Source organism: Stenotrophomonas maltophilia R551-3 (assembly GCF_000020665.1).
GTDB lineage: Bacteria > Pseudomonadota > Gammaproteobacteria > Xanthomonadales > Xanthomonadaceae > Stenotrophomonas > Stenotrophomonas maltophilia_L.
Window position 1 is genome coordinate 2,469,244 of sequence record NC_011071.1, and the last position, 16,957, is coordinate 2,486,200.

The window sequence follows — 16,957 nt, forward strand, 5'->3', positions numbered from 1 at the left end:
GTGGCACCGCATCCGCGCATGGTGTAGATCTTCTGCAGAGCCTGCTCTGGTGATGGCCGGGATCTACTGCTGAGCCTGCTCTGATGATGGCGGAGATCTACTGCTGAGCCTGCTCTGATGATGGCGGAGATCTACCCCCGAGCCTGCTCAGGTGATGGCGGAGATCCACCCCCGAGCCTGCTCTGGTGGGTGCCGACCGTTGGTCGGCACTGATGCTGGCCCAGGCATCCACGCATGGCGTGGGTCTACTACCCTCCGGCCGCCGGGTGCTCTCCTGCACCCGGCGGCGCTGTGTCGGTGGTCCTCACCGCTGATGGCCGCTCCCTGCCCTCCGTGCCGTCCTGGCTGGGGCCGCCACCGTTCCCTGGCGGCTGGCCCGATGCTGCAGCCCGATGCGGTGCATCGGGCAATGCGTACCGACCAAGGTCGGTACCTACCGGGGCGTGCTATGCCTATCGGCGCTGCGTGCCTTCGTCGCGGCTTGCCTGCGGGAACTGGAAGGCGCTGTTGGCGTCGTAGCCGCTGTTGGCGGTCGTGCCGCGCGCCGGCGGCGCAATGCTGCTGGTGCCGCTGCCGAAGCCGAGAATCTGCACGCTGATCACTGACGGCTGGTTGCGCCGTGCGTCGTCCTGGCTCTTGCGCATCACGTCCTGTGCGGCCTGGCTGGCACTGTTCGCTGCCGCACTGGCCGACGCCAGCGCATTGACGTTCACCGTGGCCAACACCGGCAGGCCCTTGCTCTCGCCCTGCACCTGGATGTTGGCGGCGTTGAGCACCTGCAGCGCTGCCAGGTTGATGTTGCCCGAGACTCGTATGCCTGCTTCGCCCGCGTCGATGGTGCCCAGCGGCGCGATCAGGTCGACGTCGCCCGGCGGCACTTCGGCGATGGGGTTCAAGGTGGCGATGCCTGCGCCACTGGCGGGAGCCTGCGGCGACAGGATCACATTGCCCCAGCCGTCATAGACGCGACGCGGCGGCGTGTACAACAAGGTGGTCTGCGAACCGCGACCGGCATTGATGTCACCCTGCTCCGACCATGCCAGGATGTCACCGCCGAACGTCGTCATCACCCGCGACAGGCCCAGCAGCACGCTGTCCTGGCTGAACAGCCGGATGTCACCCTGCCCTTGGGTCACCAGCCCGGCACTGGCCGGTGGCACCACGCCCTGTACACCCACCACGATCTGTCCGCCCGGTGCCATCAGCTCGATGTTGCCACCGGCTTCGGTACGTACGCCGGCGCCGCCATACATCAGGATATCGCCGGTGCGTTGGATCGTCGCACCTGCTGCATCCTTGTCCGGCATCAGCGTGGCGATGGCCTCACGGCCCCGCAGGTAAGAACCAACACGTGGTCCATTCCGATCGTTGTACTCGCGGCCACCTTCGCGCAGTTCGGCGTAGTAGACCTGGCGAAGGAAGATCCGTTGCTGTTCGCTCGGCAACCGGTCGAACGCAGCCAGCACCTCGGCGCCGTCGACGGCCAGGCCGAAGCGCTGCTGCAGCCACTGCTTCAACTCCTTGTCATAGATCTTCACCGCCTTGCCGGGCTGCGATGCCAGCGACTGCGCCGGATCGGCCAGGTTGGCCGGGTCCAGGTAGCGCGTGCGCAGTGCATCGAAGTCAATGCCCTGATTGCCGGCAGTCACTGCGATGCTGGCACCGGGACGGGCATCGCCCTGGACGACGCCACCCAGGCTCACGATGCTTCCGGCCTCTTCCTGGCGCAGCTGCCGGCCCGCACTCACTTCAACGTTGCCGGGGCCGGCCACCGTCAGGTTGCTGCGGATGATGTCCCGGCCCGCCTCGATCCCGCTGATATCGGTACCGCTGGTGTTGAGCGCTGTGACGTTCGCATTGATCACGTCGCGACCGGCGCGCAGCTGTACGGCCGAGCCCGCTTCGTACCAGTCGAACAGTGTCCGGCTCTCCTCGCCGATGTTCCGCCTCAATTGCCTGCGCCCGCCGCTGCCCAACCCGATGATGTCACCGGCAACGGCATAGAAGCGGCTGGGCGACGTGGGCCGGGACGTCAGCGCACCCGTGGTCGGAGTACTGGGGCCGAACGCGAACAAGGGCAGGATCGCCGACGGATCCGCTCCCTGCACCCCATCGTCGGAGAGATTGTGGCCGACCCGGGTCAGGCTGGCGCCCCGCTGGGCCATGAATGCAGGATCAAACGGGCCAGGCAGGCGGGCGTCGCTACCGGAACGTGCAATGCCGGTGGCGTTGATCGCGGCATGGATCGAGCCTCCAGCCAGAACATCGAGCTGGCCGCTGGCCGAAGGCGCGAGCAGGATCACATCGCCCGTAGTCGCCCCTGGTCCGAGACCTCGAAGCGGGGCGCTGATGATGTCACCACTCGCTGCCACCGCGCTGAACCTGGACGGATACAGCCAGTAATTGATGCTGGCGGGAACGGATTGCTCGCGCAGCGCGATGCCTTCAGCGAACATGTTGCTACCGGTTGCATGCAGACTTCCGGCCAGGCTGGGTGCGAGATTTCCGCCTGCCGAGAACAGGTCCAGTGCCGTGCCTCGGGTCCAGAGCGAGAACCACGTCGTGCCAGCTGCATGCTGGCCATCGCCCAGAACCACGTCGTTGTAGTTGGCCGTCGGTACACGCCCTGCATCTGCGGCGCCACCGAGAACAATGTCACCACGGGCCTGCAGGCGGGCAGTGGAATCACCCAGAATGAGCAGGGGCCCCGCCATCGCCACCGGGGCGTCCGCCACGAACGGATCCATCAGGCCCAGCGTTCCGTAGCTGCTCTGTATCGCGCTGAGGCCACCGATGCGTGCCGCCTGCAGCAGGGTGCTGCCGCGCAGGTTGGTCACCGCGCCATTGAGATCCAGATCCTGCAGGAAACTCTCCGGCTGCTGCGCGCTGGCGCGCAGGCCAGGATTCAACGCACCGCCACTGCGCAGGGTCAGGTCGCCGCCACCGGTCAGATGCAGCTCACCATTGCTGACGCGCCCGGTCGACCCGACCGCAGCAACAATCGCGCTGGAATGAGGCGCGGTCAACAGACCCAGGGCATTGCCCATCGGGTCGAGCACGCCCGCGTGGCGGCCCGCTTCCAGTGACAGATTGCCGCCTCCCAGCGTGCCGAAGCCGGTGAACCCGACCATGCGGGGAGCTGCGTCCGCTTCGGCGCCCACGGTGCTGTACGTGCCGAAGTTGATCCACCAGCTCGTCGGTGTTGCCTGGGCGCCTTCGGTGGTGCCCGTACCCTGCCGCCACAACCAGCCGCCCACGGCTGCGCTTGAATGCCCAGCCTGGTCGCGCTGCGCCGTACCGGATTCGGACCGGGCGGTCCAGGCGTCGCCGATGATGTCGCGTCCAGCTTCAACCCTGACATCGCCGCCATGGTCGGGATACCACGCACGGTAACTGGCCAGCGCCGCATCATAGTTGCCCGAGACCTGGTTCCTGCCCAGCAGCGAGGTGTGCCAGGGCGCAGCCGTACGCACCGGATTGAACTGGGGGTCGCTGCCATCGCCCAGTAGCGTCGGCGCACCTGCGGTGTACACGCCGAAGCCGGACTTCATGCGCACGTCCTGCGCGGCCAGCAGTGCCAGATCACCCTTGCCGGTACGTAGCACGCTCCAAGCCGGCGAGCCCAGGCGCTTGCCGTAGGTGGTCACCTCGGTAAGCGTACCGCCGCCGTAGCAGTAGCCCATTGCCGCGCAGATCTCTTCCTCCGACATGCCCATCTCGGCGCCCAGTTCCGTAGCCGGGCGGCCGACCCAGGATTCATCGCCCCACCATGCCAGCGAGCCTTCCTTGTCCACCAGGCGCGGGGCCGGGCCGCAGAAGGCGCCTGCGCCACAGATCTCCGCCTCGGTGGTCCCGATGATCTCGGCCACCTCGGCAGGTGACTTTCCGGCCAGACTCTCATCGCCCCACCAGTACAGAGAACCTTCCAAATTGACGATTCGATCACCCTTCCATTCCGTCGTCTTGGTCACCGTCCCGATGGTGCTGTAGTGGCTGTCGGCCAGCACGATGCTGCCGTCGCTTCCCCAGCTGCGGGTACGCGGATCGGCAGCGGTCGTATCGGCACCGGCCACTGCAGTCAGATCCCACGAGGTGGTGCCTTCGGGCAGCATCGCCGCCAGCGCCCAGTTGCGTCCCTGGCGCCCGCTGGCGTCGGCAGGCCGCAGTTTCACCGGCGCATCGCCGGCCAGCTCCACCTTGGTCATCGACGGGATGATCGCGCCGGCATGCAGGTCCACCGCGTCTGACAGCTTCATCGCCATCGGCAGCGCGACGCCGGCCGGCCACACCTGTGCGGCCACCGGCGCCGGCGCGCGCAGCCGGAAGCCGGCCCCCAGGCGCGCACCCGCCTGCAACGTCAATGCCTGGGCCAGCACGGTTCCAGCCGCTACCACCTCGCCACCCGCCGTCGTCACTGCCGCGCCCAGCACAGTGCCGGCCGGCAGCAGCAGCGGTCCCGACAACCGCATTTCCGCGGGCAGCACGGTTCCGGCCGGCAGGGTCACGGCCTCGAAGGGCAGTGCATAGTTCAGCGTCGCGCCAGCACGGAATTCGGTGCCGCGCTGCAGCTGTACACCTTCGCCGGGCACGATCAGGTCGCCACCGAACGCCGTGTTGGGCGTACCGGCACTGCGCCCCTCCAGCAGCACCCAGCCGTCCTCATCGGGATTGGCAGGCGGCGGCGCGAATCCATCGTTGATGCTGCCGTAGACGTTGATATCGCCTTCGGCGCGCAGCACCAGCGCTGCCGATTCACCGAAGCCTCGGCGCGCTGGATCGGTCCGGTTCGACTGCGGTCCGTAGCGGTAGCCGGACAGATCGATATCGCCGGCCACGACCAGATCGCCACGCGGGTTGTCACTGCTGGTCCGCGCCACGATCTGCACGCCGGGACGCAGGCGATAGCTGCCCAGTGCGGCAGTGCGCTGCTGCAGTCCCGTATTGGTCAGCGCGGCGTTCATCCATTGGCTGTTGTCCGGGTCCACAACCGTGTCCAGCCAATGCTGGTTGATCACCTGCGGACGATGGCCATGCACGTCCGGAGCGCTTGCCAACGGCGCCGAATCATAGCTGCGGAAGGCGTTGACCTGGAGATCGGCGGCACCGGCGATGCGGAGTCCGCTGGCCACGTCAATCGCAGCGTCGTTGCTGCCCACGCGTGGCACGTTGAGCTTGACGCTGCCGCGTGCGCGGCCATCGTTCTGGCCAGGGCTGCTACCCGTGGCCACCGAGGTGCCGGCGCGCAGGTCCATCGATGAGGTCGCGCCCAGCTGCAGGCTGCCACTGGCCGAGGTCAGTTCGATCATCGCCCGGTTCGGGCTGTCGATGATCTTGCCGTAACTATCGACGCGCAAGGCGCTGCCATGCGCGTCCAATGTGCCGTCGATACGCAACACATCGCGGGCGGACAGGCGGATGCTGCCGACCTGTTCGCCACTGGCATCAATGCGGCCATTGACGAGCAGGCTGCCGCCATCGACGCTGATATCCACGTTGCGTGCCTTCACTTCATCGCCGATCACCAGGTCGCCTTCGCTCAACTGGAACGTCCGGCCACCGGTAATGCCACCGGCGGTAAGCCGGGTGTTCAGGCCGGAGAAGTCCTGCAACTGGCGTGCACGCACTACCAGCTCGCCGCCGTCGTAGGGCACTTCAGTGCCACCGGCGTCGTAGCGGCCGCTGGCTCCGCCAAGCAACGTGCCTGCCAGATCCACACGGCCGCCCTGCGCGCCCAGCGCAGCGACCGTCAAGCGGCCGCCGCGGTTGTTGCGGGCGGAAAGATCGATGCGCGACGCCGCGTCGGCAACGATGTCACCGTCACGGCTCGACAGCGCTACGTCGCCGCCCCAACTGTACTTGTCCACGTCGAACAGGCTGACCTTCCGCCCCGCCATGTCCAGCACTGCATTGCTGCCAAGCGCCACGCCCTGGCGGGCATTGGCTTCGAACCGGCCGGACGCCAGCGCCACCCGGCTGTCGATCACAACGCGTTCGGCCGTGATGGACAACTCCGCACCCAACGCATCGCTGCCCGCGGTTGCCGCAGCACCGCGCAACTGCACCGTACCGCCATTGCGGATTGCCAGCTGCGCGCCCGCACTGCCGGTCAGCAACGGGGTAACGATATCCAGCGCGCCGCCGCTGAACTGCCAGCCGCTGCCTGCCACGTAATCGCCCTGCCGCTGGAAGACATCCAGACTGCCCTTGCCGGAGAACAACATGCGATCCGATGCTGCCAGGGTAACGCCGGCGAAGCCGAGCACCTGGCGATCCGCGGCCACCGACGAACTGGGCCGGGTAAAGGGCGCACGCCCCAGCTCCAGCACCCGTGCATTGATTTCCAGCTGCCCTTGGCCAAGCCGGCCCACCATCGCCTCGCCGGCCGGCTGGGTCTGCTCACCGCCGGGCAACGTGGTGCCGGCCAGCGTACCGTCCCAGACCAGCGTATCGGCGAAGATGCGCGCGTGGTCGGCCGCAGAGCCGTAGCCATGAATGGCAGGGGCGCCCAGCACCAGGCTGCGCAGGCTGCTGCGACCGGTCGCACCGTCACGCGTATCCAGGTCCACGCTGCCGAACACATTGATGGCGTCGCGCGCGGTCAGGCTCAGCGCCTCCAGCGCCGGCGCGCCGGTGGCGGTGTTTCCCCGCAGCAATCGCTGCAACACCTCCTGGTTCATGGTCATGCCCGCCGGCAGGGCGCCGGCCGCCGCTGCCGCCGCAATGGCCTCGGCGCTGCCGAGATTGAGCGCCGACATGCCCAGGCCGAGCTGGCGCGTGCCGTAGCTCACCGAATCACCAATGTTCAAGGCACCGTCGGTGACCACATTGATGCTGCCTGCCGACAGCAACCGGGTCTGGCCATTGCAGTCCACCACGCATCCGCCGATGTCGATCGCCACCGGACCGGCGGCACTGCCGCCCTGCGCACTGAGCGCCGTCAAGCGCTGGTTGGACACGGCAAGCAGGCCGCCCGACACCAGATAGGGCGTCGTGGGCTGCGCCACGCGCGAGGTATTTGCCCCGGTCAAGGTATCGATCGAAGCGCCCTGCTCCACCAGGATTCCCTTGCCTCCGAACGCGGCCGACAGCAGCACTTCCTGCGCCGTCAGGTTGACGCCGTTGCGCACCACGATGTGCTGCGCCCTGCCCTCCAGCGAATGGGTCGTCGCGTCACGCCGCAGCACGCCGCCGATCAGCATCGTCTCCGGGCGGAACGCATTGAGCGCCGAGTCGAAGACGGTGGCGCCGCTACCGCTGCCGGCGCTGCCGCCTTCGGTGACAATCTCCAACATCGCGTCATTGGAGGTGAGCAGATTGACCGAAAGCGTGCCCCCGCGTCCGTCATTGCTGCCGGCGTTGAAGCGCGACACGCCTTGGAAGATCGCCGCTGGCACACTCGAACGTCCGGCGCCCTCACCCAGTGCCAGGTTGAGGTTGCCGGCGTCCGTAGGCCGCCAGCGCAGCGCTTCGCCACGCCGTTCGGCCACGCCCTGTACGAACGTGCTGTAGGACGTTTCGTTGTAGTTGGCATGGCGGCGCACCGCTTCCGCGGGCGTCAGCACCAGATCGGTGAGCAGCGGCGACACTGCCCCGCCCAGGCTTTGCGCCCGGTGCCCGCTGACACGCCATGAGCCTGTGCCGGTCGCCACTGCCTGCCTGCTGCCGACGGCGCGTTCGGCGCCGACTTCGACGCGGAATGCGCCCTTCTGCAGTGCGTAGCTGGCCGGCAGCAGCGTGTAGGTTCCGGCCGGGAGGCCGGGGACCCCCGCAGGTATGACGATCTGCTGGCCGATGCGCGGATCGGCGCTGCCATCAGCAACCGCCTGTGGCGCCTGGGTGCCAGAGCGTCCCGGCATGATCGCGTAGACCGCATTGTCACTGCCGCTGAAGCGGTAGCGCGGGTTCGCATCCGCCAGCGCATGCCGCAGGATGTCCACCGAGCCACCGCGCCCGGCCACGAATGCAGCGCCGGACAGCTCGCCTCCGCCGGACACGTCCAGCACGCTGCCCACCACGCCATCGACGGCGTTGGCGACGATGTCGATACCGATCGGGATGTTGGTCGAGCCGGGGCCCAGCACATCGAAGTCGGCACCGTTGCGGCGCCAGCCCACACCATCCACGGTACCGCCAAACGGCAGCTGCAGGCCGGCACCGCTCACCGACGTCACGCTGCCTGCAAGCAGGTCGACGCGGCTGGCCGCATCAGCGTTGAATTCCCTGCCACCCAGCTGCACATGGCCCCAAGGCGCCTGCACATTGCCGCCCTGCACCACCGTCGCTGCCACCAGCTCCAGGCTTCCGAACGCAGAGTCCGGTGCCGGTTGCGCGCCGCCTGCAATGCCATGGATGCGCAGTACGGCGTCGGGGTTCTGCCAGAACGGCAGGCCTGAAGGACCGATGTCGGGGACGCCCGCCACGATGCGTCCCTTGGCCCGGGCCGCCGGATACATGCGTGCGGCGCTGATATCGATCGAACCCGGGCTTGCAAGCGTGGATTCCCGTGAACTACTGGCGACCGCGGCCAGCATGCGAATGTCACCGCGGCTGCGCAGCGCGACCTGATCAAATCCCGCCAGCCAGGTGACGTCGCGCAGGTCAATCAGATCGGCGCTCACGTCCAGGCGATGCTGGCGGCCGCTGTCGAACCCCGCTTCCTGCGGGCGCAACGTGCCTTCCCCGGCCGGCTGCCACCAGCGCCCCTGCGCAAGGCGGACATACGGCGCGTCCAGTTGCAGACGGTTGCCCTCGCTGTTGCCCGGGACGAAGCCGAGGTAACGCTCGTTCAAGCCCTGGAGGCGCAGGCTCTGGTCCATGCGCAGAGTGACATCTCCCTGGGCGCGGATATCGCCGAACAAGGCCAGATGATCGAAACCACCGGCCTCGATCTGCTCCACCGACAGTGCCGCATGGCCGTACTCAAGGCGTGCAGGCAGGTCGGTCGTCTGCGCGGCGTGCTGGGTCAGCGAGATCACCCTCGGCGCCAGCACTTCCTTGTTCATTGCCGTTCTGCCGTAGGTTCCGCCACCGAAGGCAACGCCGAGGGTGCCACCGCGCGCGCCGTCGCCGCCCGCTGCTGCGTCCAGGTCGCCCTGCAGGTACAGCGCATTGCCGGCGCGCAGCACGATGCTGCCGCCGTCGCTGTCCACCCGGGTGCGCCCGCTGCCATCAATGTCCAGCAGCGCCGAAGCACCGGACGCGTCCAGCCGCGCACCGCGCTCCACCACCACGAAGGTATCGGGCGGCAAGTGGCGTACGTTGTCCTGGTCTTCCCAGTCCAACGCCCCCCCGATCTCGATCGTTCCGCCCTTGCGCACCTGTCCGCGCAATGTCCCGCGCGCGTCGGGCAGGGAAACGCTATCGCCGCTCACGTCCAGCAGGGCGCCCTCGGCAATCGTCCAGCGACGTTCGCGGCGTTGATCGCCACGCACACCGGTCGGATCGAATGCCTCGTCCAGGCGGATACGGCCGCCGGCCGCCTTCAGACTGCCAGCCACGTCCAGGTTGCCGGCGCTGAACAGTTCGATCGTCTGGCCGGCATCGACCTCGATCCTTGCGCCCTTGCCAACGCGCAGATCGGCCGTGGACAGCGGATGCCCTGCGCGCAGTGCCAGGCTCGCGCCGCCGCGCTGCGATACACGCCCGCTGGCCGGATCCGCCTCATACAGCGACGGCGTCCAGGCCTGAACGCCCTGCTCGCGGGCCAGTGCCTGCTGTGCGCCCTCAGCCAGGCGCAGCGCCGGTCGTTCCACCAGCAGCTGGGTACCTTCTTCAACCGTCAAACCGTTGTGACCGGCGATGTCATAGCCGGCGAAGCCACTCCTGAACAGTGCTGACTGCAATCGCAACGACGCCGCCGATGCATCCGTGCCAGGCGCGCCGATAGACACCGCACCGCCTGTTGCCAGCGTGAAATTGCCGCTTCCATTGCCGAGCGCGCTGAAGCGTGTGCCATCGCCGATACGGATCCGCCCGCTGCCGTCGGTGGCAACCTCGGTGCTGGCCGCGAGCAGGCTGACACTGCCGCCCTTGCCTACGCGCCCTTTGCCACTGGCATCGATCGCGCCGCCGGCATCGACAAGAATCGCTGCCCCTTCACCCACACGGATGTCGTGACTGCTGTTGAAGCGCATCTGTCCACCGTCGATCCACGCCTGCGCGGGGTCGCCATCCGGCGCAGCAAGCGCGTTACTCCAACTGCCGCCAAGATCGATCCGTGCGCCCGCCGCAACATCCACCGCGCCGCGTCCGGACCTCAGCAGGGCCGTGGGCCCGCCGAGCGCCGGAAGCAGGTTGCCGGCCTCTACCTGCCCGCCGGCAATCTGCACCGTTCCACCGAAGCTGACGCGGCTTGCAGTGAGCCCAAGCCGGCCGCCCTCCTGCAACCTGAGCGTGCCATCCAGGTCAATACGGCCCGCCGAAGCGAGGTCCACCTGCCCCCAACGCTGGGCGCTCAGGACCTCACTGTCCAACCACACGGTATTGCGCTGTGTTTCCCCGATCGGCGCCTGCAACGTCCATGACCGGGTGTCGGCCTGGAGCGCTCCGATGCGGATCTGCGAATCGAACACTGCACTTCGGCCGGTGTTGTCGAAACGCCCGAGCCAGAGCTGGGCGTTGCGGGCCGCGGCCGTCTGTGCCTGCACGTACCCGTCCTGCGCCTGATCCGGGCGGCGGGTCTGCTGCAGGCCCTGGAAGGCCACCGTATCCACCTGGCCCTGCAGGACAGCCGTGGGCGCCGAGATCAGCAGACGGCCTGCATCGCGTCCCACGGTATAGCCATTGTCGAAACGCTGGGTGGGTGCCACCAGCGGATTGCGGAACGATTCGGTCACCCCCCAACGTTCCTGCTTCACTTCATAGCCCTGGTACAGACCGTCGTACAGCATCTCGGCCGGTGCATCATCAAGCCGGTACAACTGCCCGTCGCGGCCACGCAGCCAGCTCTGCTGCACCACGCCAGACTGCACATCCAGGCTGCCACCGGCCAGATTGATGCGCGAACCGGCGTGGCTGACGACTTCCTTGCCTGCCAGCTGGACGGTTCCACCCTGTGCTGCCCATTCGCTGATCGAATGCCCCTGGTTGTCCAGGTAGCCCCCCACTTCCAGCAGGCCGCCGCCGGCATACCAGCGCGTACCTTCATAGCCGCCGGTACCGGCGGCGACTTCGGTCAACTGGCGGCGGTCGATCCACACCTCGCTGCTGATCAGCTTGCCGCTGTCACGGTTGTCTGGCGAATCGCGCAACTCATTGCCCTGCACCTTCACCTTGACGTTGTTGCTTTCCATCGCCACCTGCACGCCCACCGCACCGGAGACGTCCACGCGCGCGCCATCATCCAGATAGCTGCGCCGGCTGGCGTCGGCGATCACCTGGCCGCCGGTGGCCACTGCCAGTGCGCCGGCCTGGAAGTTCACATCGCCGCCGGAGACGACTTCGATGCGCGATTGCTCGCGACGGTCCTGCAGGCGCGAAAGATTGTCGAAGGTGCCGCTGTTGCTGGAACCGCGCAGCTTGTCCTGCTCGGTGGATTCCTTGATGAGCGCGTCGCGCTGGCTGTCCAGCGCCGTGCTCTTGCCATCGTCTTCCAGCAGTACTGCAGTGGTCGAGCCGGAGGCCAGGGTCACACTGCCCGCCGCATCGGACGCCGAGTTCAACAGGTGCACCGTACCACGTTGATTCAGCGTGGTGGACGCGACTGCAACGCCAGCCTGTTCGACCCGGCGTCCAGCCAGGGTGATGTCACCTTCGCGCGCCTGGATCAGACCACTGTTGCGAACGCCGCCCGCCGTACTGTCAGCGATGAAGCGCGGGGCAATCTCATTGCCTCGGGTGGTGGACGCGGTGTTCTGGGCGGTGCCCATGCCGCGGCGGATCACGAAACTGTCACCGGCGGCGAGCTGGGCCTGGCCTTTTCGAGTCTCGATCTGTCCGGCGTTCTCCACACTGTGGCCGGCCAGCAGTACATAGCCACCGCCGCGGGTGGCCGTGGTCGGTTCGTGCGTGGTGATGCGTGCACCGCGCTCGACCATGACCTTGCCCACGGCGTCGGTCAGCGCCGAGGTGTTCGCGTCGGCACTGTACAGGCCGTGCTCACGGAACTGCGCATCGCTGATGCGTGCGGCCGCTGCCACCAGATTGCGGACATTGACCTGGCTGTTGTTGCCGAACACAACACCGTTGCGGTTGGCCACGAACACCGTGCCATTGGCCTTCAGCTGGCCAAGGATCTGGCTGGGCCTTGCGGCGGGATCGTTGACCCGGTTCAACACGGCCCAGTCGGGGTTCTGCAGGAAATTCAGTGTGGTGTTGCCACCAATGTTGAAGGTTTCCCAGTTCAGGATCGCTTGGTCGGCTGTCTGCTCAATGTTGACCAGCACCCGCCCGTCGGCGGCCTGCGACTGTATCGCCTCGCGGGCGTTGATCCAGCCGCGGGTCAGCGGATTCTCGTCGACCTTCAGGCCATCCTTGCCCAGGCCATCGGCGACCACGAAGCCCGCCTCGCGGCGCGCCTGCCGTGCCTGTTCCTGCAGGCGCTGCTGCAGGGCGATGGCCTGCGCGGCCGTACCAAGGTTGTCGATCGACTGCTGCAGCTTCTGCCGTGCCGCATCCTGCTGCTGCGCGGGTAGCTGGAACTGGATCGGCACGCCATTGGGCATGCGCCCGCTCTGTGCCGCCGCGCCCTGCGCCGCACCGCGCTCGGCGAACCAGCCGGGGCTGAACGCCTGTTGGGCCTGAGTGGCCGGAGCCACCACGCTGCCCAGGGCCACTGCGACGGCCCAGGCCATCGGATGGCTACGCCACAAGGCAGCAGGGAAACGGGCGGTGGGCGAATGCGGGTGCGACATCGGGGACCTCGTCAACCTGATGGGCCGCGTCGGCGGCGGCGTGTGTACGGATGGGCCTGCTCGAGGCACGCCCTGCACCTCATAGACGGTGGCGACGGCGTGAAGGCGACAGGCGCATCACTGTCATGCAGCGGACATACGCGGAAGGCGCCGGCATTGCTGCCGGCGCCCTTGTGCGTCTCCTGAAACTACAGAAGCAATTGCAGTTACAGCGGACGGCCGATTCCCGAGCAGGTGCTCGGATTGTTCAATGCTCCAGCGTTGCTGGCGTTGACAAAGCGGGAACGGACCGCATCGCGCCAGGCTTTATTCAGCGGAATGAACCTGTGCGCAACGATGGCGGGATCCTGCGGGCCCTGTTCGACACCGTTGACCACGGTGCTGCCATAGATTCGAAGAAGCCCGCCGCGAATTCTTGCAGCCACCAGTACATCCTTGTAGCACTGCCCAAACAGGAGATTGGTGGTACCCACGATTGGATATCCTGAGCTCGGGTTGCCGAACCACGGCACCCAGTTCGCTGGGTTCTCGGCAGCGGCACCGGCCGGCGGTGGCACGTTATCCAGTGTCGCCTGAGTACTCACGTCCTTTGGAGAGAAGCCCTTGACCTGTGCAACTCGAGTAGCATCCGAGAGATCAAGAGACAGGTCTGGACCTGTGTATCCCATTGTTCCGACGGTCGCAAAAATGGCGGCGTACACCGCCGCGTCACCGGACGCCGGAGCTGCAACAAAGTTCTCGGGAACACTAGTGAAAAGATTGGCGAAGGTCGACTGCACCGAAAACGCCGGCACGCCGTTGGTCAGCTTCAGCGTGGTGCCTGAGACATCGGCCGGCTGGCAGGCGCTGGTCAGGAAACGGGCCAGAAATTCAGTGGCGCCGCTGCTCTCGCCACGGTAGACAACCCGAATGGTGCCGGTGCGGGCGCTGTCGATGCTCGACCAGTTGGTGATCTTGCCGGAGAATATCCCGCAGATCCGGGTGACCGACAGGTCAATTGCTGAACCAGGCTTGTTGAAGGGAATAATCACCGGAGCCAGCGCAACGGGAATCTGGATCAATGCCCCATAACGGGTGGGATCACCAGCCCGGTTGAAGGTGCTGTTGTAGCTGTACAACTCGGTGCTGCTCAGTACCGCATCGCTGCCAGCAAAGTGGACAGTCCCCGTCGTCGAAAACAGTGATGGGTCATTGCTCAGGAATGCCCGCTTGCCGACGCCCGAGCCCCTGGGAGCATAGCTGAACGACGTCGGAAGAATGCTGTCCGGACTCCCTTGGTACAGGGCCGCGGGCATTGTCGCACCGCCGCCCTGGACAAGAATCTGGGCATTTGCTTCTAGAGTTCCGACCAGCGCGCAGCTGGCCAGCCAGAATGCGTTCAATGGCGGCTTCATGAAATTGGCAACTCCCTGCCTTCTCTGGATACGGTCGTTCATACCGCAGTGCGCCGGCCTGACGGCCGGCGCACCTGGAGAACACTTCTATGTCGCAGTTACAGCGGACGGCCGATGCCCGAGCAGGTGCTCGGATTGTTAACCGCACCGGCGTTGGTGGCGGTGGCGAAGCGAGCACGGACCGCATCACGCCAGGCCTTGGTCAGCGGGATGAACTTGTGCGCGCGGATGGCGTCGTCGTTCGGGCCCTGCTCCACACCGTTGACCACGGTGCTGCCGTAATGGCGGGTCAGGAAGCCGCGCACATTGGCGCCCACGGTGGCGTTCTTGTAGCACTGGCCGAACACGAAGTTGGTGTAGCCAGCGATCGGATAGCCCGCGCTCGGGTTGCCGAACACCGGCACCCAGTTGGCGGGGTTCTCAGCAGCAGCGCCGGTCGGCGGAGCAGCGGTCTCCAGAGTCGCCTGCACGCTCACTTCATCCGGCGAGAAGCTCTTGACCTTGGCGACCTTGGTGGCATCGGTCAGGCTCGGGATGACGTCCGGGCCGACGTAGCCGACGCGGCCGTCAACGGCATAGACAGCGTTGTACAGCGCGGAGCCACCGGTGGCCGGGGCAGCGACGAAGTTCGACGGCACGGTGGTGAACAGGTTGGCGAAGGTCGACTGCACCGAGAACGCCGGCACGCCGTTGGCCAGCTTCAGGTTGGTGCCCGACACGTCAGCCGGCTGGCAGGCGCTGGTCAGGAAGCGGGTCAGCAGTTCGCTGGTGCCGCTGCTCTCGCCGCGGTAGACAACCTGGATGGCACCGGTACGGCCCAGGCCCGCCAGCTGGCTCCAGTTGTTGATCTTGCCGGAGAAGATGCCGCAGATCTGGGTCACCGACAGGTCAACGGCCGAACCGGCCTTGTTGAACGGAATCGTGACCGAGGTGGCCACCGACGGGATCTGCACCAGGGCGCCGTAGCGGTTGGCATCGCCGGACACGTTGTAGGTGCTGTTGTAGGTGTTCAGCTCGGTGCTGCTCAGCACCGAATCGCTACCGGCGAAGTGCACGGTACCGGTGGTGGAGAACAGCGCCGAGTTGTTTTCCAGGAAGGCCTTCTTGCCGGTACCCGAGCCGGTCACGGCGTAGCTGAAGTTGGCCGGCAGGATGCTGTCAGCCGAACCCTTGTAGAGGTCGGCTGGCAGCGAGGCGCCGCCACCGGTGACGGCAGTCTGCGCCGAAGCGGCACCGGCGGTGGCGAGCAGCGCGGTGGCAACCAGCGCGGCCAGGGTCTTGTACTTGTTCATGATCTTCTCCTGAAGGGTTTACTGCGAAGGGAAACGCCAAGGGAGGAACGGTCACTACACGCCTGCTGCCGCCGAGGGCCTCCCAGCCCACTCTGCGGCGACGTGTCCATGCTGGTCTGCGCCGATGACAGGCCGCTTAAGAAACCTGTGGAAGATCGAAAAAAGGTGTGGAGGATTGTGTGGAGAATCGAAAGCGTGCCGTGATGCGCGTTGCGCATCACTGCACCAATTGATTCATTTCCATGATCGGCATCAGCACGGCCAGCACGATCGTCAGCACCACACCGCCCATCACCAGGATCATGGTCGGTTCCAGCAGCGCGGTCAGTGCCATCGCGCGACGTTCGATCTCGCGCGAGATCGTCTGTGCAGCACGATCCAGCAGCGGTGCCAGCGAGCCGGTCTTCTCACCGCTGGCCACCAGGTGCACCAGGATAGGCGGATACACCTTCTGCACCTTCAACGCAGCACCCAACGCCGCACCTTCGCGCACGCGCGCGGACACATCATCGGCACAGCGCGCCAGCAGCGCATTGCCAAGCGTCTGCCGCGCCGCCTCCAAGGCACGCAGCAGTGGCACACCGGCATCCAGCAGGATCGCCAGCGTCGAGGCAAAGCGCGCACTGTTCACCCCCAGCACGAAACGCCCGACCATCGGCACCCGCAGCAGCATCGCGTCCCACCGCAGGCGCAGCTCGGGCTTGCGCAGGGCCAACCGCCATGCCACCACCAACGCAGCGATGCCGAGCCCTGCCCACACGCCCCAGCTGCGCACGAACGCGCTGGCGGCCAGCATCACCTGGGTCAGCATCGGCAGCGTCTGCCGCGCCTGCACGAACGCGGTCACCACCTGCGGCACTACGTAGCTGAGCAGGAAGATCACGATCGCCACCGACACCAGGCTGATCGCCGCTGGGTAGATGAAGGCGGTCAGTACTTTGGCCTGCAGCGCGTTGCGTTCTTCGATGTAGTCGGCAAGGCGCTCCATCACCCGCGCCAGGTCACCGGAGTCTTCACCTGCGCCCACCAGCGCCCGATAGATCGGCGGGAAATCGCGCGGCCGCGCGGCCAGCGCAACGGTCAGGCGCTGGCCGGCACGCACGTCGGCGCGTACGGCGGTGAGTGCCTGGGCCACATGCGGGCGCTCGGCCTGTTCGATCACCGCAGTCAATGCGGCTTCCAACGGCAGGCTCGCGGCCAGCAGGCTGGCCAGCTGGCGCGTGGCCCAGGCCAGCTCGCTGGCAGACAGCCGGCGGGCGCCCCAGCCACTGCCCGCACCGCGCGCCGCGCTGACCTGCACGGGTGTCAGCCCGCGACCGCGCAGCAGCTGGCGTGCGCCGCGCGGGCTGTCGGCGTCCAGCTGACCCTTCTCGATGCGGCCCTGCGCGTTGGCAGCCTGGTAGTCGAACAGTGCCATGCA

4 protein-coding genes are annotated in these 16,957 nt (G+C 66.9%); all 4 read right to left on the reverse strand.

Features of this window, described 5'->3' with window-relative positions; translation table 11 throughout:
• Positions 1-452: 452 nt before the first annotated feature.
• Positions 453-12,851, reverse strand: a complete 12,399-nt coding sequence (locus SMAL_RS11230; RefSeq protein WP_012511251.1) for a filamentous hemagglutinin family protein — start codon at positions 12,849-12,851, stop codon at positions 453-455.
• A 206-nt stretch (positions 12,852-13,057) separates the two neighbouring features.
• Positions 13,058-14,245, reverse strand: coding sequence for a substrate-binding domain-containing protein (locus tag SMAL_RS11235; RefSeq protein WP_006370760.1), 1,188 nt, complete (start codon positions 14,243-14,245; stop codon positions 13,058-13,060).
• 98 nt (positions 14,246-14,343) lie between these two features.
• Positions 14,344-15,537, reverse strand: coding sequence for a substrate-binding domain-containing protein (locus SMAL_RS11240; RefSeq protein ID WP_006370827.1), 1,194 nt, complete (start codon positions 15,535-15,537; stop codon positions 14,344-14,346).
• 217 nt (positions 15,538-15,754) lie between these two features.
• Entirely contained in the window at positions 15,755-16,954 is a 1,200-nt protein-coding gene (gene gspF, locus SMAL_RS11245; protein WP_012511252.1) for a type II secretion system inner membrane protein GspF, read from the reverse strand.
• Positions 16,955-16,957: the final 3 nt, after the last annotated feature.

Coding starts and splice junctions, on each gene's coding strand:
- SMAL_RS11240 (WP_006370827.1), bottom strand. CDS start 15,537: ATGAACAAGTACAAGACCCTGGCCGCGCTGGTTGCCACCGCGCTGCTC.
- gspF (WP_012511252.1), bottom strand. CDS start 16,954: ATGGCACTGTTCGACTACCAGGCTGCCAACGCGCAGGGCCGCATCGAG.
- SMAL_RS11230 (WP_012511251.1), bottom strand. CDS start 12,851: ATGTCGCACCCGCATTCGCCCACCGCCCGTTTCCCTGCTGCCTTGTGG.
- SMAL_RS11235 (WP_006370760.1), bottom strand. CDS start 14,245: ATGAAGCCGCCATTGAACGCATTCTGGCTGGCCAGCTGCGCGCTGGTC.